The sequence below is a fragment of the Mucilaginibacter calamicampi genome (assembly GCF_042676765.1).
Taxonomy (GTDB): domain Bacteria; phylum Bacteroidota; class Bacteroidia; order Sphingobacteriales; family Sphingobacteriaceae; genus Mucilaginibacter; species Mucilaginibacter calamicampi.
The window spans coordinates 20,384-45,318 of sequence record NZ_JBHTHU010000022.1 but is presented as its reverse complement, the minus strand read 5'-3'; the positions used below and the strand labels follow the sequence as shown (position 1 = coordinate 45,318).

Annotated in this window: 18 protein-coding genes; 10 read left to right on the top strand and 8 right to left on the bottom strand. The window is 44.2% G+C overall.

The window, feature by feature from the left end:
* Positions 1-9 precede the first annotated feature (9 nt).
* Together ACFQZS_RS17650 and ACFQZS_RS17645 are read right to left on the bottom strand one after the other, a co-directional pair.
* On the bottom strand, positions 10-1,605 hold the full coding sequence (locus ACFQZS_RS17650; RefSeq protein ID WP_377102300.1) for a glucuronyl esterase domain-containing protein: 1,596 nt from the start codon (positions 1,603-1,605) through the stop codon (positions 10-12).
* A 259-nt stretch (positions 1,606-1,864) separates the two neighbouring features.
* Positions 1,865-2,593 (bottom strand): zinc metallopeptidase, encoded by a 729-nt coding sequence (locus ACFQZS_RS17645; RefSeq protein ID WP_377102299.1) that lies wholly within the window; start codon positions 2,591-2,593, stop codon positions 1,865-1,867.
* A gap of 93 nt (positions 2,594-2,686) precedes the next feature.
* Between ACFQZS_RS17645 and ACFQZS_RS17640 the strand changes: the two genes are divergently transcribed.
* A complete protein-coding gene (locus tag ACFQZS_RS17640; RefSeq protein ID WP_377102298.1) occupies positions 2,687-3,829 on the top strand; it encodes an NAD(P)/FAD-dependent oxidoreductase in 1,143 nt (380 codons plus the stop codon).
* A 489-nt stretch (positions 3,830-4,318) separates the two neighbouring features.
* Here ACFQZS_RS17640 and ettA read toward each other — a convergent pair whose 3' ends face one another.
* A complete protein-coding gene (gene ettA / locus ACFQZS_RS17635; protein ID WP_377102297.1) occupies positions 4,319-6,001 on the bottom strand; it encodes an energy-dependent translational throttle protein EttA in 1,683 nt (560 codons plus the stop codon).
* 567 nt (positions 6,002-6,568) lie between these two features.
* Between ettA and ACFQZS_RS17630 the strand changes: the two genes are divergently transcribed.
* Positions 6,569-8,947, top strand: coding sequence for an ABC transporter permease (locus ACFQZS_RS17630; protein WP_377102296.1), 2,379 nt, complete (start codon positions 6,569-6,571; stop codon positions 8,945-8,947).
* A gap of 387 nt (positions 8,948-9,334) precedes the next feature.
* Here ACFQZS_RS17630 and ACFQZS_RS17625 read toward each other — a convergent pair whose 3' ends face one another.
* Entirely contained in the window at positions 9,335-11,071 is a 1,737-nt protein-coding gene (locus ACFQZS_RS17625; protein WP_377102295.1) for a phospho-sugar mutase, read from the bottom strand.
* Between the two features lie 238 nt (positions 11,072-11,309).
* Between ACFQZS_RS17625 and ACFQZS_RS17620 the strand changes: the two genes are divergently transcribed.
* The 6 genes from ACFQZS_RS17620 (at position 11,310) to ACFQZS_RS17595 (ending at position 19,307) form a co-directional block, all read left to right on the top strand.
* Entirely contained in the window at positions 11,310-12,269 is a 960-nt protein-coding gene (locus ACFQZS_RS17620) for a TIGR01212 family radical SAM protein (protein ID WP_377102294.1), read from the top strand.
* 126 nt (positions 12,270-12,395) lie between these two features.
* A complete protein-coding gene (locus tag ACFQZS_RS17615) occupies positions 12,396-13,628 on the top strand; it encodes an acyltransferase family protein (protein WP_377102293.1) in 1,233 nt (410 codons plus the stop codon).
* Positions 13,629-13,639: 11 nt separating this feature from the next.
* Entirely contained in the window at positions 13,640-14,971 is a 1,332-nt protein-coding gene (locus tag ACFQZS_RS17610) for an acetylxylan esterase (RefSeq protein WP_377102292.1), read from the top strand.
* Positions 14,972-14,981: 10 nt separating this feature from the next.
* Positions 14,982-16,295 carry an alpha/beta fold hydrolase gene (locus ACFQZS_RS17605; RefSeq protein ID WP_377102291.1) on the top strand — a complete coding sequence of 438 codons (1,314 nt, stop codon included), beginning with the start codon at positions 14,982-14,984 and terminating at the stop codon, positions 16,293-16,295.
* A 5-nt stretch (positions 16,296-16,300) separates the two neighbouring features.
* Positions 16,301-17,149 (top strand): hypothetical protein, encoded by an 849-nt coding sequence (locus tag ACFQZS_RS17600; protein ID WP_377102290.1) that lies wholly within the window; start codon positions 16,301-16,303, stop codon positions 17,147-17,149.
* A gap of 22 nt (positions 17,150-17,171) precedes the next feature.
* Entirely contained in the window at positions 17,172-19,307 is a 2,136-nt protein-coding gene (locus ACFQZS_RS17595) for a tetratricopeptide repeat protein (protein WP_377102289.1), read from the top strand.
* A gap of 4 nt (positions 19,308-19,311) precedes the next feature.
* Here ACFQZS_RS17595 and ACFQZS_RS17590 read toward each other — a convergent pair whose 3' ends face one another.
* The 3 genes from ACFQZS_RS17590 to ACFQZS_RS17580 form a co-directional block, all read right to left on the bottom strand.
* Complete coding sequence (locus tag ACFQZS_RS17590; RefSeq protein ID WP_377102288.1) at positions 19,312-20,394, bottom strand: hypothetical protein; 1,083 nt, start codon at positions 20,392-20,394, stop codon at positions 19,312-19,314.
* Between the two features lie 84 nt (positions 20,395-20,478).
* On the bottom strand, positions 20,479-20,694 hold the full coding sequence (locus tag ACFQZS_RS17585; protein WP_377102286.1) for a DUF2442 domain-containing protein: 216 nt from the start codon (positions 20,692-20,694) through the stop codon (positions 20,479-20,481).
* Between the two features lie 94 nt (positions 20,695-20,788).
* Positions 20,789-21,514 (bottom strand): YebC/PmpR family DNA-binding transcriptional regulator, encoded by a 726-nt coding sequence (locus ACFQZS_RS17580; protein WP_377102285.1) that lies wholly within the window; start codon positions 21,512-21,514, stop codon positions 20,789-20,791.
* Positions 21,515-21,714: 200 nt separating this feature from the next.
* Here ACFQZS_RS17580 and ACFQZS_RS17575 point away from each other — a divergent pair, with 200 nt between their 5' ends.
* Positions 21,715-22,545 (top strand): hypothetical protein, encoded by an 831-nt coding sequence (locus ACFQZS_RS17575; RefSeq protein WP_377102284.1) that lies wholly within the window; start codon positions 21,715-21,717, stop codon positions 22,543-22,545.
* A gap of 180 nt (positions 22,546-22,725) precedes the next feature.
* On the opposite strand, the gene ACFQZS_RS17570 is transcribed toward ACFQZS_RS17575, so the two are convergent.
* Positions 22,726-23,667, bottom strand: a complete 942-nt coding sequence (locus tag ACFQZS_RS17570) for an NAD-dependent epimerase/dehydratase family protein (protein WP_377102283.1) — start codon at positions 23,665-23,667, stop codon at positions 22,726-22,728.
* Between the two features lie 168 nt (positions 23,668-23,835).
* Between ACFQZS_RS17570 and ACFQZS_RS17565 the strand changes: the two genes are divergently transcribed.
* Entirely contained in the window at positions 23,836-24,843 is a 1,008-nt protein-coding gene (locus tag ACFQZS_RS17565; protein WP_377102282.1) for an aspartate-semialdehyde dehydrogenase, read from the top strand.
* Positions 24,844-24,935 lie beyond the last annotated feature (92 nt).

Sequence of the window (24,935 nt, the reverse complement as noted above, 5' to 3'; positions counted from 1 at the left end):
CCGGTTAAATTATTGCCTCCGGCCTGTTGGCGCGGGCGTTGCGGCAGGTCTTCCCATTTTTTGATCTGCCCATTTAATGAACCATTTCATATTAGCCTGATCCTGGTGGCCCTGATCATGCTGGCGCCATGCCAGTTCACCATCAAGCATTGGCGTGTTTACAGGCGGCATTTTTTCTTTGTTATAATCATTTGATACACCAAGATCTTTAGCGCCCAGCAGTTTAAATACCGGACCGGCGGCAACCGCGGCCATGTAGCTGCCTTGCTGATCTAACCATTTAGCATCGCCTTTTTCGGGGATACCATAGCTTACAAAGGTTAAGCGCGGTGCGCACAATGCTAACAGTTCATGCGCGTCAACCGGCAGGTCGCCCGGAGTTTTTGATCCGAAAGTGGCGTCAGATGCGCCGTATTTTATAAAGTTTCCGGCCATCCAGTGGTATTCGCCGGTTGCGGTTAAGTTTTCAACGGCTTCGCCCCAGTTACGGCGATGCAACTTAGCGCCACCCTCGCCTGATGAACCTACCAAAGCCATAGAGAATTTTGGTTCAAAAGCCAAAGTTACCAAAGCTGCTTTACCGTAGCGCGATACGCCCTCAATACCAACATGCTTAGCATCAACAGCAGGTTCGTTTTTTTCAATGTAATCTAAAGCCCTGCCTGCACCCCAGGCCCACGCACGCAATGCTCCCCAATCATCGGGTTTGCGTGGCTGACCCTTGTTTACCAAACCTATTATGCCACGGGTTAAACCCGCGCCGTTGTCGGCTTGTATGCTTCCGGGATTTATGGTGCAATAACCCCAGCCTGCGGCCAGAAGCTGATCTGTTGAACCCGCATCATTGTTTACACCTGCCACACCCGGAACATCTGGTGTAGGTGGTTTTGGTGCCGGTTGAGGGCCGAAGCCGAAACCGCCAGTGCCAGCGGCCGCCGCGATAGGTTGATATGCCGGGTACTTATTTAAAGCCTCCTTAAGCTCGGGGCTTGAGTTAGCCAGCAATTTTCTTATGCCGTCATTAATCAGTTTTAAAGAAGCCGCGTCAGGCTGGGCAGGTGCAGGTAAACGCCCTCCGCCAAACATCATTAAAACAGGTACCGGGCCTTTTGCGTTGGCAGGCACCACAAGTACCATATCAATATCAACCTTAATACCCGGGTATGATGAATTGTCAACATGCCCTATTATGTGTTTAGCAATAACCGGTATGCGGTTTACCATTTCCCTGTCGGTAACTTCAACTTCCCAGTTAATTTTAGGCGCGTTTTTAGGTACGCGGCCAAGTACTTCCTTTTCAAAGTGTTCTACAATTTCAGGGCGGCGTTGGTTCCACCACTGATCTGCCGTAGTTACTTTTTTGCCATTATTTAACGTTAAAACATCCGGCAGATTAGGGTAAGGGTTGGCCGTGTTTTCATCATAATTAGCATGATTGGGAGCAGTTTCCTGGCCACTTGGGCCGGGCCTTAAAGCTTTAATTCCCAGCTGGTCCATCATGTTTTTGTGGTCCTGCTCGGCGGTGAAGGTCACCATCGGAGGTTTACTGTTTTGGGCCATTGCCGCTGTCGAGGCTAACAATAACAGGCCAAGGATTCTTTTCATTTTGGTATAATTGGTTTAATTGGGTTATTAGCGGTTTGTCTGCCGCGGCAAACGCTCATTTTGTGTATGAGCTTAATTGATCTGTAACAAATCTATATAAATACCGCAAAGAGCGCAATCAATAGAAAGGAAAATTTAGCGCTAACGTTTTCGTATATATAAAAGTTACATTATCAGGCACATAAGTGTTTTATATACACTTAAAACAAAAAAAGGGATGGCTGTAAGGCCACCCCTTTCAAAACGTAAATCCGATTTATTAATCCCGGCGGTTAAGCAGCATTGACGCGTAATATAACAGCGTGGCTAATGACGCCAGAGCAGCTACTACATAGGTCATAGCGGCCCACCAAAGGGCGTCTTTAGCTTGTTCGTGCTCGTCGCGGGTTTGCATAACGTTGTAGTTGTTGTTTAGCCAGGCCAGCGCGCGGTTACTGGCGTCAAACTCAACCGGCAATGTTATAAAGCTGAATACAGTAACTACCGCCAATGCCGCAACACCTATTGCCAAAACCAGGGGGTTATGCATAAAGAAGAACAGCATTACGCCAATAAACAAGGTTATTTGTACCAGCGTATTAGCCACATTGGTTACGGGCACAAGCGTTGTGCGTAAGCTTAGCCAGCTGTATCCTTTAGCGTGTTGCACGGCGTGCCCGCATTCGTGCGCGGCTACCGCGGCGGCCGCAACGCTCCGGCTGTTATAAACATCCGGGCTCAGGTTAACCGTACGCGTTTCGGGATTGTAGTGGTCGGTAAGCTGCCCTTCAACAGAAACTACCTGCACATCATAGATCCCATTATCGCGCAGCATTCTTTCTGCCACGTCTTTACCTGAAAGGCCGGAAGACAGGCCCATTTCTGAGTATTGTTTAAACTTACTTTTAAAACGCCACTGCACTATAAAGCTTATTACCGCTATGGCTATCATTAAAACCCACGCGGAGCCGTAGCTTATAAATCCTAATATAATTGATAATTGATTCATGGTTAATTCTATTTATTAACGGTATTTCAAAAAGCATTCCATTTATAATTGATTCTAAAGTATTTTGACTTTTGAATTTTTACTTTTGAATTAATGGAACATGCCTTTTCTTACTGGGAGCAAACGCAGTTTATTAATAACGCCGATGTTATTATTATAGGCAGCGGCATTGTTGGTTTAAGCGCGGCCCTCCATCTTAAAAAAAAGCAACCTGGCTTAAAGGTATTGGTATTAGAGCGCGGCTTTTTACCCAGCGGCGCAAGCACAAAAAACGCCGGTTTTGCCTGTTTTGGCACTGTTTCAGAGCAAATGGCCTATCTGAAGCAAACATCCGAAGAAGATGTGCTGCGCGTGGTTGATTACAAATGGCGCGGCCTGCAAAGGCTGCGCGAAAACCTGGGCGATGCTCATATTGATTTTTACCAACATGGGGGCTATGAACTTTTTAGAAATGATGAGCTAGAGAAAGCTGAGGAATGCTTTGATCAATTAACATACTTTAACAATTTGCTTGCGCAGGCTATTGGCCATACTGACATTTATGCAGGCGCGGATGCTAAAATTACCGATTTTGGCCTAAACGGTGTTAGCAACATGGTGTGCAATAAGTATGAGGGACAAATAGATACCGGTAAAATGATGCGGGCCTTGCTGCAAAAGGTTTACAGCACGGGCGCATTGGTATTGAACGATTGCGCCGTAACTAAAATTGAAAACACCGGCGGCCATATTGAAGTAAAAACCTCGCAAGGCGAGTTTAAAACACACCAGGTAATATTGGCAACCAACGCCTTTGCCGCGCAGCTTTACCCTGATCTGGATGTTATGCCAGGCAGAGGACAGGTTTTGGTTACTAAACCAATAGCCGGTTTAAAGCTAAAAGGAACTTTTCATTTTGATGAAGGCTATTACTATTTCAGAAATATTAACGACCGTGTGCTTTTTGGCGGCGGGCGTAATATTGATTTTAAAAGCGAACAAACCTACACGTTGGGCCATACCGACCAGGTTAAACAACAACTGCTACATTATCTGAATGAAATGATATTACCCGGCCAAAATGCTGAAGCTGATTATTGGTGGAGCGGCATTATGGGTTTTGGCGAGGAACTAAAGCCTATTATAAAAGAAGTGCAACCCGGCGTGTTTTGCGCTGTGCGTTGTAATGGTATGGGGGTAGCAATGGGGAGTTTGGTGGGGGAGGAAGTGGCGGAGATGGTGTTGAGCGACGCATAAAACGCGTCATTGCGAGGAACGAAGCAATCTCTACGCGATAGGTTGTGCACAATTACTTATAGCTTGGTAAGTCCTTCGCGCTTTGCTTGCCCCGCTAAGGCCGCGGAGGCCTTTGTTCTTTTTCTTGATAAAAAGAACCAAAAATCAAGTCAGCAGAGAGGCTTCATTGCCGCACGCGGCCTTTGCCCTGCAAATCAGGAAAAACCACGGGCTGTAAAATTTTGCCCTGCTGTCGCTCCCGCCATCCAACGCTTCAGCAAAAAATTACTATGCCCCTGCCAGCGCACAGTCCGGCAGTTTTACCCTGATTTCACCTGAAGCTTATCTGCTGACGAATTCGCCAAAATAATATAATTGCACAATAGAAAAGAGCGCTAAGGCCTGTCAAGGTGCGCGGCCGGGAGCACCTTGCAATTGTAAGTTGACTCGTGTAAGATAGGACAACTTCATAAAAGTTATCCTATCTACATGCTCAAAAGAAGAACGGTCTTACTCGGTCAACTTTTTATACTTTATCCTTTTCGGCCCAACATCGCCTAAACGTTTTTTGCGGTTCTCTTCGTAGTCGCTATAGTTGCCTTCAAAGAAGTACACCTGCGAGTTACCCTCAAATGCAAGTATGTGCGTGCAAATACGGTCAAGGAACCAGCGGTCGTGACTGATGATAACCGCGCAGCCGCCAAAGTTTTCCAGCGCTTCTTCCAAAGCACGTAAAGTGTTTACGTCAATATCATTGGTGGGCTCATCCAGCAGTAACACGTTGCTGCCTTTTTTCAGGGTGATAGATAAATGCACCCGGTTACGCTCACCGCCAGATAGTACACCTACCTTTTTCTGCTGATCCGCACCATTAAAGTTAAAGCGCGATACATAGGCGCGGGAGTTGAGCGGCTTGTTACCCACCATAATGGTTTCCAGTCCGCCGGTAACGTTTTCCCAAACAGATTTGTTGGGGTCAAGGTCATCATGCATCTGGTCAACGTAGCCTAAAGCCACGGTCTCGCCAACGCGGAAGGTACCTGCATCGGGTTTATCCTGCCCGGTAATTAAACGGAACAGTGTGGTTTTACCCGCGCCGTTTGGCCCTATAATACCCACAATACCCGCAGGCGGCAAACTAAAGCTCAGGTTATCAAATAACAATTTATCGCCATAGCTTTTGCTTACGCCGTTGGCCTCTATCACCACATTACCCAAACGCGGACCGGGCGGAATAAACAGCTCCAATTTTTCTTCGCGCTCTTTTGTTTCTTCGGAGGCAAGTTTTTCGTAATTGCCTAAACGGGCCTTTGATTTGGCGTGCCGACCCTTTGGCCCCATGCGCACCCATTCCAGCTCGCGCTCCAATGTTTTCTGGCGTTTGGTCTCGCCTTTTTCTTCCTGGGCTAATCGTTTAGACTTTTGATCTAACCATGACGAGTAGTTACCTTTCCACGGCAAGCCCTCGCCTCTGTCTAATTCCAATATCCATCCTGCAACGTTATCAAGGAAGTATCTATCGTGGGTAACGGCTATAACTGTTCCTTTGTATTGTTTAAGGTGTTGCTCCAGCCAATCAATAGATTCAGCATCCAGGTGGTTGGTAGGCTCATCAAGCAGTAAAACATCGGGTTCTTTTAGCAGCAAACGACACAGTGCCACCCGGCGGCGCTCACCGCCTGATAATACCGCTATTTTAGTTTCCGGCTCAGGGCAGCGCAGAGCATCCATAGCCCGCTCCAGTTTGGTGTCCAGTTCCCAGGCATTTACAGCATCAATCTGATCCTGTAATTCGCCTTGGCGGCTCATTAGCTTATCCATTTTATCGGCATCGCTGTAGTATTCTTCAAGGCCGAATTTCTCGTTTATTTCCTCGTACTCTTTTAATAAGGCGGTAGTTTCGGCAACGCCTTCTTCTACCACTTCCCGTACGGTTTTTTCAGGATCAAGTTCCGGCTCCTGGCTCAGGTAGCCTACGGTATAGCCCGGCGAAAATACTACCTCGCCAATATTGGTTTTATCTATACCCGCTATAATTTTAAGCAATGATGATTTACCTGAACCGTTTAGACCTATAACGCCAATTTTGGCGCCATAAAAGAAGCTGAGGTATATGTTTTTTAATACGGTTTTTTGCGGGGGATAAACTTTGCTCACCCCGGCCATTGAAAATATTATCTTTTCGTCTGCCATCTGGTTAATTAGTGAAGGACTGAATTATTGATTTATTGAATTTGCTTTTTCAATTGGTATTGTTGGGCAAATATGAGCAATAGCGTTGCTAAGTGCAAGGTGAAAGATATTTTAGTTTGCAGGGGGATAGCCTGCTATTTGTATGGGCTGGTTTGCATTCCATTTTTCGTGTCTTTTCGACTGAGCAGCCGTTGGGCTGTGCGTTTGCGCGATGGAGAAATCTTTTCGAAAAGATAAGCCTGCGGACACATCGCTTCGAAAAGATCTCTCTTTCGCTCCCTTTCGCTATCTCGCGCTTGCTCTATCGAGATGACAACCAGGTTGGGTGTAAAGGTTGCCTGTTAATTATACCGCATCCGCTGGCGCACACGTGCCGTGTGTTTCATTTCCGTTCGTATTGTGTCCCCCATCCGCACAACACCCTGTCCGTTTCCGAACAGTTTTTCAAAAGCAATGCAACATAATCAATTTATAATCAGCTGTTTATTATATTGGCCTTAACTATGCTGTAACCATTTATCATTTAATCAATCTTCACGGTATGTTTAAAACATATTTCAAGATAGCGTGGCGGGTTTTTTTAAAAGACCGCAATTTACTTTCCTTAACGTAATGGGCCTGGCTATTGGCCTTGCCTGTACGCTGCTCATGTACCTATGGGTTAGTGATGAGTTAAGCATTGATAGGTTCAACCAGAAAGACGGCCGCCTGTACCAGGTATTGAAGAACGCGCCAAATTCTGATGGCTCCATCAGCACTTACGAAACCACGCAGGGCCTGCTGGCCACCTCTATGCGTGCCGATCTGCCCGAAGTGGAAAACGCGGTTTCGGTAAGAAAAGACAGAGGCATGGGCGTGCTTACGTTGGGCGATAAACCTATTAAAGCCCAGGCGGAGTTTGTTGGTAATGAATTTTTTGATGTATTCTCTTATCCATTAATTGAGGGTAACGGCAACAAACCATTCGCCGGACACGACGGCATATTGCTGTCAGACAAACTTGCCCTAAAATTATTCAACACTACCAGCGGACTTGTTGGAAAAACCCTTACCTGGGATCATGGCGATCAATACAACGGTACCTACACTATAAACGGCGTTTTTCAGTCGCCGCCTGCCAATGCTACCGACCAATTTGATGTATTATTTAGCTATGATCTGTATGCCAGCAAAGAAGCAGGACGATCTGGAGATATTTCTAACTGGGGTAGTAGCAGTGTATACACCTATGTGGTGTTGAAGGATGGTGCCGATATAGCAGCATTTAATAGTAAGGTGAAGGACTACACTAAATTAAAAATGAAGGGATTGAGTGAAGGAATTATAAAATGGGAAGGCAATATATTTTTGCAGCGCTATTCAGACAGGCATTTGTACAACCAGTTTGAAAACGGGGTACTAACAGGGGGAAAAATTGAGTATGTAAGGTTATTCTCTATCATTGCCGTCTTTATCCTGATAATCGCTTGCATCAATTTCATGAACCTGTCTACCGCGCGGGCATCAAAAAGATTAAAGGAGGTTGGGATAAAGAAGGTTGCAGGTGCTACCCGGTGGACCTTAGCACTGCAGTACATTACAGAATCTTTTTTAATTGTGCTGCTTTCACTTGTAGTTGCCGGGGCACTTATTGTGCTTTCACTGCCCGCGTTTAAACAAATTACTGGTAAAGATATTTCCCTGATCGTTAATGCGAATCTCATTATCTCTGTTGTTTTGATAGGGATAATTACAAGTATAATAGCGGGCAGTTATCCGGCATTCTACCTTTCGGGCCTTAAGCCCTCGCTGGTTTTAAAAGGACAGCAAAAAACTTCTTTTAGCGAAATATTTGTACGTAAGGGCCTGGTGATCTTTCAGTTTAGTATTTCTATAATTTTAATAGTTGCAGTTTGCGTTGTGTACCAACAAATGAATTTGATACAGAACAAAAACCTGGGCTATAACAAAGACAATATTATACGTTTTGCCAGCGAGGGCAAACTGCGTGGCAATATTCCGGGATTTATAAGCGGCATTAAAAATATTCAGGGTGTAGTTTCCGCCTCGAGTATGGACGGCAATATGACCGGGCAATACAGCCAGGGGGGTGGCATGATAGATTGGGAGGGCAAAAGCCGGGGCGAGGGAGAAGGCATTAGGTTTGAGGGCCTGGATATGGATTATGGTATGATGGAACTGCTTGACCTGAAAATGGGTGATGGCCGCCGTTTTTCAAATGATTATGCCGACAGTTCGTCGGTTATTTTGAATGAGACCGCCGTTGCCGCCATGGGCCTTAAACACGCTGTTGGGCAAACCATAACGGTATGGGGTAAAAAGCGGCAGATAGTTGGCGTTATAAAAGATTTTCATTTTGAGTCATTGCACACAAAAATACCGCCTTTCTTTTTGAGACCCGCTCAGGATAACGCCAACATATTTGTTAAAATAAAAGCAGGCACCGAAAGAGAAACCCTTGCCCGACTGGGGAGCTTTTACAAGCAGTACAACATGGGCCTTCCTTTCAATTTTACGTTTATTGACGAGGATTACCAGGCGCTTTATGCTTCGGAAGAACGGATCCAAAGCTTATCAAAATACTTTGCGGGGGTAGGGATAATCATTTCCTGTCTTGGCCTTTTCGGGCTGGCTTCTTTCACCGCGCAAAAACGACGCAAAGAAATTGGTATCAGAAAAGTGATAGGCGCAACCGCAAACAGTGTGGTTATGATGCTTTCGAAAGATTTTTTAAAGCTGGTAACTATAGCCCTGTTGATTGCTTTTCCGTCGGCATGGTGGTTAATGAACAGTTGGTTAAATGGGTTTGCCTACCGTACACACATAGGTGCCGAAGTATTTTTAATTGTAGGTGCCCTGGTGGTTGTAATTGCATGGCTTACGGTTAGTTCGCAGGCTATAAAAGCCGCGCTAACTAATCCGGTTAATAGTTTAAGGTCCGAATAGATATTTCACACACTTATTGCTCCGTCGAAATGACAACCTGGTGTTTTTTAACGTCGTGTCATCTCGACCTAAGGAGAGATCTATACACAAGCCTATCTGTGACCATTACTGTTGAAAATACTGTAAAATTTGCTGTTGCAAAAGTGTTGCAAAAAAGTGTAAATCTTTAAGATTTGCAACTAATTGTTAATAAGCAATTTAAAGACATTTTACAGCTAAGCTTCCAGACGAATACGTCTGTTGCAAAGTGTTGCATGTTTAAACAAGCAATGTGGGTAATTTGTTGACGGTGAGTGCTTTGTAAAAAAGGGTGTTGCAAAGTGTTGCATCTGTTGCGTGTATTTCCTGCAACACCCTTTTATTTTAATGAGACGAACGGAGACTAACTTAAACCCCCAGATCTTTCATTATGGCTTCTATCTTCGCCTCCATTTGCTGGTCGGTTTCGGCATAAGCCTCTTTTGAGGCCAGCGTACCTTTTGCCGAGCAATAGAATTTTATCTTAGGCTCAGTACCCGACGGGCGGGCCGATATAATGGTGCCATCTTCGGTTACAAACTGTAATACATCGCTTTTTGGCAGTTCAATAGGTTTGGTGGTATTGGTAGATAAATCGGTTTCTACCTGCAACTCGTAATCTTTAAGCGTTATCACTTTTGATCCGCCCAGCGTAACCGGCGGATTGGTGCGGTATTGCTCCATCATGGCTTTGATCTCTTCTGCACCTGTTTTTCCTTTTTTGGTGATGGAGATCAGCTTCTCTTTATAGAAACCATATTTTATGTACAGATCCAACAAAGCCTCAAACAAGCTGCTGCCCTGGTCCTTGTAATAAGCCGTCATCTCCGCAATAAATGCCGACGATACAATAGCATCCTTATCACGTACCAACTCGCCTATCAGGTAACCATAGCTCTCTTCGCCGCCACCAATAAAGGTTTGTTTGCCTTCAAATTTGGTCATCAGCTCGCCTATGTATTTAAAGCCGGTAAGGGTATCGTAATAGGTAACGCTTTTATCTTTAGCAATATCTGCTATCAGGTTGGTGGTAACAATGGTTTTAACAATATACTGGTTACCATCCAGCTTGTTTTTAGCCTGCCACGCCGATAGCAGGTAGCTTATCAGCAAGCTGCCGGTTTGGTTACCGTTCAGTAAGACAAATTTGCCTTCGGTGTTTTTAACAGCGATGCCCACACGGTCGGCATCAGGGTCGGTAGCCACTACAAGGTCGGCATCGGTTTCTTCCGCTTTTTTAAGGGCCAGGGTAAGGGCCTCTTTTTCTTCGGGGTTAGGATAAACCACGGTAGGAAAGTTGCCATCAGGCGTGGCCTGTTCCTCAACAATTATCACGTTCTCAAAGCCAAAACGCTTTAAAGCCGGCGGTACTAAAGTAATACCTGTACCATGTATAGGCGAGTAAACTATTTTAAGGTCCTTCTGGCGTTTTATAGCCTCCGGCGATACCGACAACTCGGTTATTTTGCTTAGGTAAAGCTCGTCAATCTCTTCGCCTATCAGCTCTACATTGGCATCTATGCGGGTAAACTTAACTTCGTCTATGCTCTTTATAGCTGCTACCTCATCCATTACGGCCTTATCATGCGGGGCAACAAATTGCCCGCCGTCTGCACCGTACGCTTTGTATCCGTTGTACTCTTTCGGGTTGTGCGATGCGGTTAACATTACACCGCTCCGGCAACCCAAATGGCGCACCGCGAAAGAAAGCTCGGGTGTTGGGCGCAGGGCTTTAAAGAAGTACACATGTATACCATTAGCCGAAAACACATCAGCAGTTACGCCCGCCAGCAGGTCAGAATTGTTACGGCTATCATGCGCTATGGCCACCTTTATTTGTTCTGCCGGGTAGGTTTTCTTTAAAAAGTTAGCCAAACCCTGCGTAGCGGTACCAATGGTATACTTATTAACCCGGTTAGAGCCAGGACCCATCGTTCCGCGTAATCCGCCGGTACCAAATTCCAGGTCGCGGTAAAACGCGTCTGTAAGCTCGGTTGTGTTGCCTTCGTCAATAAGCTTTTGTATTTGTTGTTTTACCTCGTCGTCATAGCTACCGTTAAGCCATGCGTTAACTTTTTCCTGTATTTGCGGATCTAATGCGGACATAGTGATATTAATTTCAGTATAGATTGTTTATAACACCAAATATGATAAAAATGTGTTGAAATGGTTAAAGAATAAAGGGCGGGCGTAAAAAATAACCTTTAATTAATATCGAATGGCGACTGTCGATTATCGAGCACCAGATTAAACTATGGATAATAAAACCGCTGTCAATCATCATTCAGCGTTCCATATTTGGTGGTCCACACTATTAAGCCTGCAAAACCTTATCTTTGCCGCAATGCAAACAATAAGCACCACACCCGCTATTTGGGAAAAAGGCTATAACAATTACGGCCCATGGCTGCGCGAAAAGTACAATGGCGCGCGTGTGTTCAAGGTAATTGTTGATGGCGGCTTTACCTGCCCCAACCGCGATGGCTCAAAAGGTTATGGTGGCTGCACGTATTGTAATGTAGATTCGTTCACGCCATCTGTTAGCCGTAACGCCCCAACGGTAAAGCAACAGGTTATTGAGGGCATGGAACGGGCCCGTAAAGGCAATCGTGCCGATAAGTTTATTATTTACTTTCAGCCCAATACCAACACCTACGCCCCAGCGCATTACCTGAAAATGCTGTATGACGAAGCACTAAGTTACGGTACTGAAGACATTGTTGGCCTAAGCGTGGGCACCCGCCCCGACTGTATAGATGCCGAAAAAATAGCACTGTTAGAAAGCTACACCGACAGATTTGATGTGGACCTGGAAATGGGTATGGAATCTATTTACAACGATACCCTTGATCAAATCAACCGTGGTTGTAATCATGATGATCTGATAAAAGCACTAAAACTGGTTGAAAACAGCAAGCTGGATATTTGTGTGCATACCATTTTCGGCTTCCCATGGGAAACCAAAGAGATGATGCTGAAATATGCCGACGAGATAAACCGCCATCCGCAGATAAAATTTGTAAAGTTTCATCACCTGCATATTGTTGAGGGCTCTGTTATGGGCGTAAAATACAAACGTGAACCGTTCAAACTTTTTGAGCTGGATGAGTATGCTGATTTTTTATGTGATCTGCTGCCATTGGTTCGGCCTGATGTGGTTATTCAACGCCTCTTCGGCCTCAGCGATCGCGAGTTGCTGATAGCCCCCAACTGGGGTTTAAAAAAGTCAGAGATCCAATACCGCATAGACCAACGCATACTGGAGCGTGGGGTAGTGCAGGGTTCGTCAGTTGGCAGTTTTTAGTTTGCAGTTAGCAGCATGCTTTTAACCACTGCAAACTGCCTACTACCTACTGCAAACTGAACAAGCGGCATCCATTTTGCATTTAAGGGGATAACAATTATTTTAGGAACTTAAATATTTGCTCTGTTGTCACAAAAACCGCTTCAAAACTACATCCCTGCGTTAACAGGAGTTAGGGCCTTAGCTGCTTACCTGGTTTTTATATCGCATTACTTTTACGTTTTTGACGATGTTTTTCCCCACATTGTGCAACGCTTTTTAGGCGAGATGCATATTGGTGTGTCAATATTCTTTGTGCTGTCCGGGTTTTTAATAACCTTCAGGTATTATAATAACTTCCATTTAACTAAAGACTGGTTCAGGCAATACCTTAAAAACCGGGTAGCACGTATCTATCCAATGTACGCGCTGCTTACTACCTGCGCGTTTGCATACTACTTCATCACTAAAGACCCCGCAATTACCAGGGGGAACGATAATCCTATTTTGCTGTGGGTTATGAATATCACTTTTGTCAGGGGATTTTTCTATCAGTTTTGGGATACAGGTATAGCGCAGGGATGGTCGTTAACGGTTGAGGAGTGCTTTTACTTTTCGGCGCCAATTATCTTCCTTATTGCAAAAAAGTACAACAAATTTTATTTACAGCCCATTGTTTTAACGGCATTTGCTGTTGTAATGGTGCTTATATTTAGCAGGGTTAACTGGCACGGTTTCTTTGGCAATGTTCCGTTTGTAATGCTGTTTACGTTTTTCGGGCGTTGCTTTGAGTTTTTTGTAGGTGTGCAACTGGCGCGTATTGTGCTTAACAAAGGCTTTGAGCGTACCAACAAGATCACCTACACCTATATCGGCTTTATATTAATGATGCTTTGTGTGTTGGTAATGGCATTTCAACCCGTGCCTGCAGGCTGGGCCGCGGGGGTAGAAAGTACTACGGGTATTATAGTTAACAACTACTTTTTATGTATTGCGGTGGCCTTGTTTTTTTATGGCATATTAACAGAAAACACCTTATTTAAAAAAGTGCTGGCGCTGCCATTTGTTGAACTGCTGGGAAAAAGTTCCTACATATTTTACCTGATACATTTGGGTTGGATGTACACGTTAATGCATGGGTACTTTGATAGCTTAAACGATTATGCCTTTGAGTTGTATGATAAATGGGGAGTTGACTGGCGTTCGCCGTTTGAGTTTGATAAGCTTAACCTGCTGTACGCGTTTATTATCTTAAATGCCATATCAATACTATTGTTCACTAAAATAGAAGAGCCGTTGAATCACTACATCAGAAGATCAAATTTCCTGATAAAGAATAAATCGCGGAACCCTGAAAACGAATCAGTAAAAATCAATTAAGTAGCCTTAAAATGATAGGGTATAAAAATATTTACGGTGTTGTATGTCTGCTCCTGCTGCTGGGGGTTAAGCCGGCATTTGCCCATGTTGTGAGAGATACCGTACCTGCGCAAGCCGAAGCACCAGCGGCAGGCGAGGTGCTTGTTGAAGTAAATGCTACGGATAAAAATGCTGTTTTTGAAAAAACGGCTAAATTTATTTTTACGGTTAACAATACAACAGCTACAGACCAGGTGGGCAAAATTAGCTGGGTACTAACATCTGTTACCGGCGAAAAGCTGAAGCATGATGCTATTGATGTTAAGATAGCCAGGGGCACCCTGGGCAAGTATGATTTTAACATTGACCGGGACGACCCCGGTTTTTATAAGGTTGATTTTATGATCAACGTGAGCGAGTACGACGATACGCTGCACAAAGCTTTTGGCATAAAGCCCGAGCGCATTAAATCAGACCATAAACGACCGGTTGATTTTGATGCATTTTGGGAGACCGCTAAAGTGGAGCTTTCTAAGGTAAAACCCGAGTTTAAATGTATACTTAAGCCGGAGTTAAGCACGCCATCGCGTAATGTTTACCTTATAGAAATGAAATCTTTAGGCAATGTGCTTATACGGGGGTGGCTTACAGAGCCTACAGTTAAAAACAAGAAATTTGCCGTTATATTGGGTTTGCCGGGGTATCAAATTGAGCTGCCGCCTATTTTTGGCGAGGATAGGGATGTTGCATTTATTTCATTGAACGTACGGGGGCAGGGAAACAGCCGCACCAACGTTAACACCCGGGCAGAGGAGTATATCGTTCATCATATTGAAAAGAAGGATAAATACGTAATGCGTGGCGTAATAATGGATTGTATACGCGCCATTGACTTTATTTACTCGCGGGATGAGCTTAGGCACGATAAGATATTTGTTAAGGGCGGCAGTATGGGTGGGTTTTTAGCAATGGCCACCGCCAGTTTAGATAAGCGGGTAGGCTTATGCTCTGCACAAAGCCCCATTTTTTCTGACATACGCAGTGTGGTTAACGAAGTAGAGTTTCCTATCAAATCCATAAAAAAGTATATTACAACTCAGCCAGGATTAACAGTTGATAAAATACTGGACAATCTGGATTATTATGATGTTAAAAACTTTGCGCCTAATATAACCTGCAAAGTTTTAATGAGTATCGGGTTATTGGATACTTATATACCGCCAAGCAACGACTATACCGTATTCAATCTGTTAAAAACAAATAAACGTATATTGATATTTAGAGACCTGGGGCACGATGTTAGTCCGAAATACATTGATTTGGAACTGGCCTGGATGCACGATGAATTCGGCTTATTTCTATAAAGTATCAAACATGAATAAATTAAAGTGCTTTATTAAATACATACTTGTTTTAACCGCATTGGCTGGCGTACTAACCATCCCAACTTCGGCTGTAGCACAGGACGATGAGGGAGAAGTATCGGTAGAGCTAACCCCTGCTAACAAGAACGCTATTTTTGACGCGGTTGCTAAATATACTTTCGAAGTAAAAAACTCAACCACTGAAGATCAGCTGGGCAAAGTATCGTACATAGTTACCACACCGGACGGCGAAAAGGTGAAGGAAGACTCGATGCAGGTTAAGATAGTTAAAAAAGGTGCTGAGAAATATAACTTCAGTATCCCGCAATCAAAACCGGGTTTCTATAAAATAAACGTAATGATCAACGTATCATATTATGATGATACTGTAAAAAAAGCGTTTGGCATCCGCCCCGAACAAATTAAATCTGAACACGAAAGGCCGAAGGATTTTGACGAATTTTGGCAAAAAGTTAAAGACGAGCTTGCCGGAATAGACCCTGATTTCCAGGTAACGCCCATGCCTGAGATGGATAAAGATAACCGGCATGTGTACCTGATTGAAATGAAGTCGCTGGATAGCATGACTATCCGCGGGTGGATGACAGTGCCGATACTTAAAAATCCAAAAAAGAAGTTCTCCGTACTATTAGGTTTGCCGGGTTATCAGGTAAATCTGGACCCATTGATGGGTATTGATGATGATTTGGCCATTATAACCCTAAATGTGCGCGGGCAGGGTAACAGCCGGGGCCCGATAGATACCCGAAAGGATGAATTTATATTTTATCATGTTGAAAATAAAGATCGCTATGTAATGCGTGGTGTTATTGCCGATTGCCTGCGGGCCGTAGATTTTATTTTTTCGCGGCCGGAGCTTAAGCATGATAATATTTTAGTTTCGGGGGGTAGTATGGGCGGCTTTTTAGCGTTGGCTACCGCCAGCCTTGATAGCAGAATACGATTATGCTCTGCGCAGAACCCTATTTTATGTGATATTCGTAACTTAGTGGGCGCGGTAGATTGGCCCATAAGTAGTATACAAAAATATGTGGCTACCCAGCCGGGATTAACTATGGATAAAGTGTTAGGCAACCTGGATTATTTTGACGTAAAGAACTTTATGCCCAATATTACTTGTTCTGTGCTGATGGGGATAGGCTCGCTTGATCCGTTTGCGCCACCTGCTAATGAGTTTGCGGCATATAATAACATTAAATCAAATAAGAGGATGATGGTTTTTAAAGACCTGGCGCACGAGATAAGCCAGTCTTATAAAGACTTTGAGGGGCGTTGGATGCGTGATACATTTGCATTATTTTAAACGATATGAAATTAACCTACACCCTATTTAAGTATTTGCTGGCAACGGGCATCGTTTTAATTGTGTTACAACATAAAACCTATGCGGGGGGCTTCCCTGTGCGTCCAGGCAGCATCCTAATATCACCGTCGGTAAATTACTTTTTTGCCAACCGCAGCTGGGATGAGTACAAGGTAAATAAACCATTTGCCAACGGCGGTAAGTTTACATCGCTTAGTTACTCGCTTTATACAGAGTACGGCATAAGCAAACGTTTTGCGGTTTCTGCAGTGTTGCCTTACGCCATGAACCATTACAGGGATGCAACAGGTTATGACCAGGCAACCAGCGGTTTTACCGATCTGGAGGTTGGCGTAAAATATTATCTGGCTAACATTGATTATATCTATTATTTTTCTGTACAGGGCACCTTTATTCAGCCATTATACAACAATATAAACCTTGGCTATAAAGAAAACGGCGCCGAAGTAAAACTAATGTTTGCTGGCAGCGGTCACTTTTTAGGCAAAAACTATTATTTCACCGCAGAGAATGGGATAAGGCAATATTTTGGTGGGCAAGGACCTATACAAGACAGGTATAATGGCACCATCGGTATGACGCTTGACCGAAGGTTTAAACACCAAACTTCTATATCATTAAGCGGTTTTTATTCAACCAGCAGCCTTAGTACAGCATTTAATGCCGTACAGGTAGGTAACAACCGCAATTTTGCTTTTACCCAGGCGTCGTTAAGCTATGGCTATTCGTTTACCAAGAAATTCTCAATATTCTTAAATGCAGGTAAGTTTATTATGGGCCGTAATACGGGGCAGGGCACAAGCGCCTCGGCATCGCTTATTTTAAGGCCATAAATAAACAGGGATTAATTAATATATGATCAGGTTAATAATTTTATTTCTGTTTCTGCCCTTCTTCTGCATAGCGCAGTCGGCAGATGATTATATCCAGAACGGTAACGCCAAGGCAGGTGCAAAGGATTACAAAGGCGCTATAGCTGAATTTACCAAAGCGATACAGCGGGATGGCAGAAGTGCTAAAGCATACCTGTATCGTGCAAACGCGCACAGCAACCTGAAAGACCAGCCCGCCGCTATTGCTGACTTTACAAGATCAATAGAGATTGACCCATCTGCAGCTAACGTTGAAGCCTATTTTTACCGTGGCAATGCCAACAACGCGAACGGAACTTATGCCGCCGCGGTAGAAGATTTTAATAAAGCTATTTCCATAAGCCCGCGTAATGCGGATATGTACCATTACCGTGCAAATGCCAAAGCGGAATTAAAAGACTACGCAGGTGCCGTTGCAGATTTTACTAAGGCCATAGAAATTACGCCCAAAGACCCATCGCTGTTTGAATACCGGGGCGTGGCTAAAGCCAATTTGGAAGATCATGCCGGTGCCGTTGCTGATTATGACGTTGCGGCTAAACTTGATCCTAAAAACGCCGATCTGATTTTTTACCGTGCCAACTCAAAAGTAAGCATGGCTAATTTTAAGGGTGCAATTGCCGATTATAAGGTGGTAATGGACCTTGACCCTAAAAACATTGAAGCCATTTTTTATACCGCCAATGCCCAAGCCAATGTAGGGCAGTATGCAGAAGCGGTAGAAAATTACAAGAAAACCATTGAGTTAAAGCCGGATATGCCCAATGTATTTAAATATCTGGCCAACGCCTACTCTAACGTAAACGACAATAAAGCAGCGCTTGAGTACTTTAGCGGTCTGGTAAAGAAATATCCCGAAAAGGCCGAGTTGTATGTTTACGAAGGTGTGCTGAAGAACTATTTGAATGATCAGATTGGTGCTATAGCAGATTTTGATAAGGCAATTGAATTGGATAGTAAAAATGCCGAAGCCTACCAATACCGGGCTGATTCTAAATATAACATAAAGCACTTTGAAGAAGCGAAAGACGATGTTAATACCGCGCTTAGGCTTGATGCAAAAAACAGCAGCGCATATGTAATACGTGCACGCATACATATAATGCTTAAAGATACCACGGCTGCACTGGCAGATCTGAATAAAGGTATTGAGATCAACCCAAAGAACGACTTTGCTTACGCGGTACGCGGCGACTTAAATATTGCGCAAAAGAGATTTAGGGAAGCTATGGTAAGCTATGATAAAGCGATTGCCCTTAACCCCGGTAATACCGAGAACTACTTAAAGCGAGCTACAGCACGCATTAAAACCAACGATAGTGCGGGCGCGCTGCAGGATATAAACAAGATCATTGCTACGGATGCTAAGGACGACAATTTATATATACGCCTTGGCGCCGTAATGGCAGAAGGCGGATTTTATAAAGAGATGCTCGCGCTTTTTAATTCGCTTTCGGGCAAAAATCCTCAACAGCCTAAATTTTACGTTCAGCGGGGTATTGCAAAACAGGGTTTAGTCGAGCTTTTAGCCGCTATGGAAGATTATAATATCGCCATAAAACTTGATTCTACTTATGCAGCGGCTTACTATAATTTGGGTAACGCCAAGCTGACCCTCAAAGATTACGACGGCGCATTTAAAGAGATAAACAAGGCGATTAAATTGCAGGAAAACGACGATGCAGCCTATTTTATCAGGGCACAGGTTAAACTGGCTTTAAAAGATTACCAGGGCGCGGTTGACGACTATAACAGCGTTTTATTTATTAACCTGGACAATACAAAAACCTTCGCCTACCGGGGTGTTGCACAAAGTTTATTGCCTGATGCAGAGAGAATGAACGCGGATATAGGAGAGGCAATTAGAATAGAACCCCAGAATGAGCTTTATTACATGCTTTGGGGCGATGCGAAAATGAATGTTAAGGATTACATAGGAGCCATGAATAACTACGATATGGCAGTTAAGTTGAATCCTAAAAACGCGCTTAGTTATTTGCACCGGGGGCTTGCGCGACTAATTACTTTAACAAAAGAAAGCGCTTGCGAGGACCTGAACACCTCGGCACGGTTAGGCTCGGCAGAGGCTAAAGAAGCTGTAGCTAAATATTGTAAATAGTTTCCTAATCCTCCAAAGGCGGATCTTGCTGTTTTGGGGGAGATGATGCTTTAAAACGTGGGGTAAATCCTATTTTGGGTTTGTCAACCGCTGCAGATTCTTCTGCCTTCTTTTCTTCCGCTGAGTCAGAAGTTGGTTCTGCAGATTTTGTTACTCCGGCTTTAAAACGTCGCGTAAAACCTATATTGGGTTTAGTCTCAACAGGCGTTTCTTCTGGCTTTATTTCTTCCGGTGATAGAGCAGGTTCGGCGGGCTTTGTAACTCCGGCCTTAAAGCGTGGCGTAAAGCCAACCTTTGGTTTGGCGGGCTCTTCTGCTTTGGTTTCTTCGGCTGGGGCAGCGGCGTTATCCTCCGCCGGTTTTGTAACTCCGGCCTTAAAGCGGGGTGTAAAACCAACCTTTGGTTTAGCAGGTTCTTCAGCTTTATTTTCTTCGGCTGGAGCAGGGGCGGTATCCTCGGTCGGTTTCGTAATCCCGGCCTTAAAACGCGGTGTAAAACCAACTTTTGGTTTAGCAGGTTCTTCGGCTTTATTTTCTTCGATTGGAGCAACGGCGTTATCCTCCGCCGGTTTTGTAACTCCGGCCTTAAAGCGCGGGGTAAAACCAACTTTCGGTTTAGCAGGTTCTTCAGCTTTATTTTCTTCGGTTGGAGCAGCGGTGTTATCCTCCGTCGGCTTCGTAATCCCTGCCTTAAAACGTGGCGTGAAACCAACTTTCGGCGTGTCTGCGGCTGGTACTTCTTGTGTTTTGTTTTCTTCAGCAGCGGGCGTTTCGGCAGGTTTCTGGGCAGCGGCTTTAAAACGCGGTGTAAATCCCGCCTTAGAAGCTGCTTTTATTGGCTCGGATAAGGAATCTGTTATGGTTTGTTCAGCCAGCCTGTTTTCTATATGCGTCTTCTCTGTTTTTATCTCGGGGGCAAGGTGGTATTGCAAGCGCAGTTTATTGAACCAGTATTTTTTAGTGTGGTCAAAGCTTTTTTCGCCCATCTGTTCAAAGTGGCTTTTAAATTCAAAAAGCAATGCCGGGTTGCCTTTTTCTAAGGCATCCAGATCAATTCTTTTCTTTTTAAAAAACTCTTCGAAAGTCATTTTTATTTAGAATCAAGAAACAAGATGCAAGAATCAAGACGATGAATTTTTTAACTCCTGCCTCTTGATCCTTAACTCTTGTTGCTATAAAGATACATCAACATTTAATCGGTTGAAGTGAATGCCCTTATCGGTCTGCGTCCAGTCTTCCCGTTCCTCATCGGTAGCATTAGCCAGTTGGGGGAACCATTCCAGCGGGAAAACCTGCTGCTTGCCATCATCTTTTTCAATCAGCAGCAAACCATCGCTAAAGGTAACTTTAACTTTTTTTTCCTGTCTGCGTGTGTTTAATAGTGGCATGGTCTGAACTAAGATTTATAGGATTAATTGATTTTAGGATTACCTGCCCAAAGGCAACTAATCACCATTCAACTAATCTCTAATTAACTAACGCTTACTCCGCCATATTATGATAAACCGCCTGCACATCGTCGTCCTCTTCCAGCCTGTCAATCAGTTTTAATACATCGGCAGCCTGCTCTTCACTTACTTCATGGAATGATTGCGGAATACGCTCCAACTTGGCCGATTTTGTTTCAATACCCAATGCTTCCAACGCTTTTTGCATCTTGCCAAAATCCTCAAACGCTGTGTGAATAACAGCTATATCATTCCCTTCTTCATCGGCCTCAACAAACAGATCCTCTAATCCGGCATCTATCAATTCAAACTCAAGTTCTTCCAGATCACGGTCGCCGGGCACAAAATTAAACACCGCTTTGCGCGTAAATATAAAATCCAAAGATCCTGTTTTACCCAGCGCGCCGCCCGTTTTTGTAAAGTAGCTGCGTACGTTGGCAACCGTGCGGTTGGTATTATCAGTAGCCGTTTCAACCAATACGGCAACGCCATGCGGCGCATAGCCTTCGTAAACCAGCTCCTCGTAATCTTTTTCATCCCGGCTGCTGGCGCGTTTTATAGCCGCTTCAACACGATCTTTGGGCATGTTAACGGCTTTGGCGTTTTGCACGGCAGTACGCAAGCGCGAGTTGGTGTTAACATCGCCGCCGCCCGCCTTTACGGCCATTACTATTTCTTTACCTAAACGGGTAAACTGTATGGCCATTTTGGCCCAACGCTTAAATTTTCTCTCTTTACGGAATTCAAATGCTCTTCCCATATTTATTAGTTCATGGATTATGGTCCATATCTTGCGAAGATAACAGGTTTCTTTTAAATTTTTGAGCGCCGTTGTATATCCTTTAATTGTTTGGATCTATTTGCCTTTGGTACAGCCTACCGCTAACCTATCAGTTAGCCAACAATTTTGAAATTCTTCTCTACCTTTGGTATAAACCCGATTATAATAAAACCAACACCATGAAATTCTGTCAGATAAAAATCACCAGAAGCATTTTATTGCCTGCATGTATACTAGCGGCCGCTACACAGTTGGCCAACGCGCAAACCCCGGCTGCTACTAATCCCGCTGTGCCTGATTGGGCGCTACCGGCCTCTGCTACCCACAAGCAGGTTTCGCCACCTGCTGATTTTCACCGGGAAACAAAAACCACCATGACACCCATAGGGATCTTTGATGGACAAAGCGACGTGGGTGCTGCCATTATTCCGGGCAGTTCAAGTTATGATGCAGCTACAAAAAAATATACTATTACTTCTGCCGGGTACAACATTTGGTATGTAAGGGATGAGTTTCGTTATCTGTGGAAAAAGGTTTCTGGCGATGTATCAATGGCTACCGAGATAAGCTACCCTAATCCCACAGGCTATGGCGACCGCAAAGCCTGTATCGTTATTCGCCAAAGCCTGGATGATGATGCAAAGGAGGTTGTGGTGGCATTGCATGGCGAAGGAATGTTTCACTTAGCCTGGAGGCCCGAAAAAGGGGTTAAGGTTAGAGATTTTGAATACCGCGTTACCAGTCGTGGCGCGCTGCCGGGCGGCAAATCCATGGATGAAGGTATTATTGCCCACGCAAAACGCATCGGTATTGAAAAACGGGGCAATAAGTTTGCCCTGTTTGTGAGCATGTTTGGCGAACCTATGACCCAATATGGCGCACCTATTGAACTTAAATTGGATGGCCCTTTTTATGTTGGTATTGGCTTCTGTTCGCACGAGCCGGATAAGGCAGATACAGCAGTTCTTTCAAATGTTGTTTTTGTAAATAGTGCAGGGAAAGTGAAGTAAAGGATTTGAATATCGAACACTCAAGTAACGGTATTTAAAGAACAGTTTGTCATATTGAGCGGTAGCGAAATATCTAATACGCCGTACAATCTCGCAGACTGTCAATATTTTACTTATAAGTTTTATAAGATTCTTCGCTATCGCTCAGAATGACAATGGCGCTTATTCGATATTACCGTTTTATTTCAAGTTCGCCAGCATATCCTCCGTCATGGCTACCAGATCATATTTTATTTTCCAGCCCCAGTCTTCCTGCGCTTTTTTGTCATCAATTGATTTTGGCCAGCTCTCTGCAATGGCCTGTCGAGGGTCATTATTGGCATAAGTTATTTCAAATCCGGGCAGGTGTTTTTTTATTTCTGCGGATAGCTGTTCGGGTGTAAAGCTGATGCCGGCTAAATTATAGGAGGAGCGGATGCTGAGTTTATAAGCAGGCGCATCCATAAGTTCAAGTGTCGCGCGTATGGCATCATGCATGTACATCATCGGTAATGCAGTACCTGCTGACAAGAAGCTTTCGTATTTATTATGGGCCAACGCTTCGTGGAATATATTTACAGCATAATCTGTAGTGCCGCCGCCCGGGTCGCTGCGCCACCCAATCAAACCGGGATAACGCAGGCTGCGCACATCCAGGCCGTGTTTAAGGTAGTAATATTCGCACCAGCGCTCTCCGGCTAACTTACTAAAGCCATATACCGTGTTTGGGTCCATTATGCAAAATTGCGGCGTATTTTCCCGGGGCGAGTGCGGGCCGAATACCGCGATGGAGCTAGGCCAGAAAACCTTATTGGTTTTATATTTTACAGCCAGATCAAGCACATTCAGCAAACCTGTCATATTCAGGTCCCAAGCCATTTTTGGATGCTTTTCGCCGGTGGCGGATAGGATAGCGGCTAACAGGTAAACCTGTGTGGGAGAATGCTTTTCGAAAACAGCCTCCAATGCATTTTTATCTAAAACATTTATCAGTTCAAAGGGGCCATCCTTTATTAAATGATGATCAGAAGCATGAATGTCAGAAGCAATTACGGCTTCTTCGCCAAACCTGCCGCGCAGGTTAACTACCAGTTCGGTACCAATTTGCCCGTTGGCTCCAATCACCAATATTTTTTCGCTCATAGCATTATCAGATGTGTTGCAAAGGTAGAATGTTTAACGCCAATAGGGCCAGTTTCAGTTACATACAAGCAAAATATGAGCCACCATTTACAATAAATTTACCGCCCATGGCAAAAAAATACGATATTTGCCGCTCGCAATAAATTATTAATTAACAAATTAAAAAAAATGAAGATCGCAGTTGTAGGTGCCACAGGCTTGGTTGGCACTAAAATGTTGCAGGTTCTAGAAGAACGCAACTTCCCGGTAACAGAATTAATTCCCGTTGCTTCCGAAAAAAGTGTTGGTAAAGAGATCACTTTTAAGGGTAAGCAGTTTAAGGTTGTTTCTGCCGAGGATGCGATAAAGCAGAAGCCCGAGATTGCCTTGTTTTCGGCAGGTGGCAGTACTTCATTAAGCCAGGCACCGCTTTTTGCAGCAGCAGGTATTACTGTTATTGACAATTCATCGGCATGGCGTATGGATCCTACCAAAAAACTGGTAGTGCCCGAGGTAAATGCTGATGTGCTTACCGCTGAAGATAAAATTATAGCTAACCCTAACTGCTCAACCATACAAATGGTGGTAGCTTTAAAACCGTTGCACGATAAGTATAAAATTAAACGTGTGGTAGTATCAACCTATCAATCAGTAACCGGCACAGGCGTTAAAGCTGTTGATCAGTTAATGAATGAGCGTAACGGCGTGGATGGCCCTATGGCGTATCCGTATAAAATAGACTTGAACGTATTGCCTCATATTGATGTGTTTACCGAGAACGGTTACACCAAAGAGGAAATGAAAATGGTTAAAGAGACCAACAAAATTATGGGCGACGACAGTATCCGCGTAACGGCAACTACTGTTCGGATCCCGGTAATGGGCGGTCACTCAGAATCAGTAAATATTGAGTTTGAAAACGATTTTGACTTAACTGAATTACGCGATTTATTAAGCAAAGCACCGGGCGTTATTGTTACCGATGATGTAGCTAACCTTAAATACCCAATGCCGCTTGACGCGCATGATAAGGACGAAGTTTTTGTTGGCCGCATCCGCCGTGATGAGAGCCAGCCTAACACTTTAAACTGCTGGATAGTTAGCGATAACCTGCGTAAAGGCGCTGCTACCAATGCTATTCAGATAGCTGAGTATCTGGTTGCTAAAAATTTAGTGGGACATGCTGTAGAGGCGTAGCCCCCCGGCCCCCTAAAGGGGGAGTATAAACAAAAAAGGGATAGCCATTGGTTATCCCTTTTTTGTTTATAACGATCAACTGTCATTGCGAG

Bases quoted from the DNA above. Each gene is read 5' to 3' on its own strand.
- ACFQZS_RS17650 (WP_377102300.1), bottom strand. From the start codon at position 1,605: ATGAAAAGAATCCTTGGCCTGTTATTGTTAGCCTCGACAGCGGCAATG.
- ACFQZS_RS17645 (WP_377102299.1), bottom strand. From the start codon at position 2,593: ATGAATCAATTATCAATTATATTAGGATTTATAAGCTACGGCTCCGCG.
- ACFQZS_RS17640 (WP_377102298.1), top strand. From the start codon at position 2,687: ATGGAACATGCCTTTTCTTACTGGGAGCAAACGCAGTTTATTAATAAC.
- ettA (WP_377102297.1), bottom strand. From the start codon at position 6,001: ATGGCAGACGAAAAGATAATATTTTCAATGGCCGGGGTGAGCAAAGTT.
- ACFQZS_RS17625 (WP_377102295.1), bottom strand. From the start codon at position 11,071: ATGTCCGCATTAGATCCGCAAATACAGGAAAAAGTTAACGCATGGCTT.
- ACFQZS_RS17620 (WP_377102294.1), top strand. From the start codon at position 11,310: ATGCAAACAATAAGCACCACACCCGCTATTTGGGAAAAAGGCTATAAC.
- ACFQZS_RS17610 (WP_377102292.1), top strand. From the start codon at position 13,640: ATGATAGGGTATAAAAATATTTACGGTGTTGTATGTCTGCTCCTGCTG.
- ACFQZS_RS17605 (WP_377102291.1), top strand. From the start codon at position 14,982: ATGAATAAATTAAAGTGCTTTATTAAATACATACTTGTTTTAACCGCA.
- ACFQZS_RS17600 (WP_377102290.1), top strand. From the start codon at position 16,301: ATGAAATTAACCTACACCCTATTTAAGTATTTGCTGGCAACGGGCATC.
- ACFQZS_RS17595 (WP_377102289.1), top strand. From the start codon at position 17,172: ATGATCAGGTTAATAATTTTATTTCTGTTTCTGCCCTTCTTCTGCATA.
- ACFQZS_RS17590 (WP_377102288.1), bottom strand. From the start codon at position 20,394: ATGACTTTCGAAGAGTTTTTTAAAAAGAAAAGAATTGATCTGGATGCC.
- ACFQZS_RS17585 (WP_377102286.1), bottom strand. From the start codon at position 20,694: ATGCCACTATTAAACACACGCAGACAGGAAAAAAAAGTTAAAGTTACC.
- ACFQZS_RS17580 (WP_377102285.1), bottom strand. From the start codon at position 21,514: ATGGGAAGAGCATTTGAATTCCGTAAAGAGAGAAAATTTAAGCGTTGG.
- ACFQZS_RS17575 (WP_377102284.1), top strand. From the start codon at position 21,715: ATGAAATTCTGTCAGATAAAAATCACCAGAAGCATTTTATTGCCTGCA.
- ACFQZS_RS17570 (WP_377102283.1), bottom strand. From the start codon at position 23,667: ATGAGCGAAAAAATATTGGTGATTGGAGCCAACGGGCAAATTGGTACC.
- ACFQZS_RS17565 (WP_377102282.1), top strand. From the start codon at position 23,836: ATGAAGATCGCAGTTGTAGGTGCCACAGGCTTGGTTGGCACTAAAATG.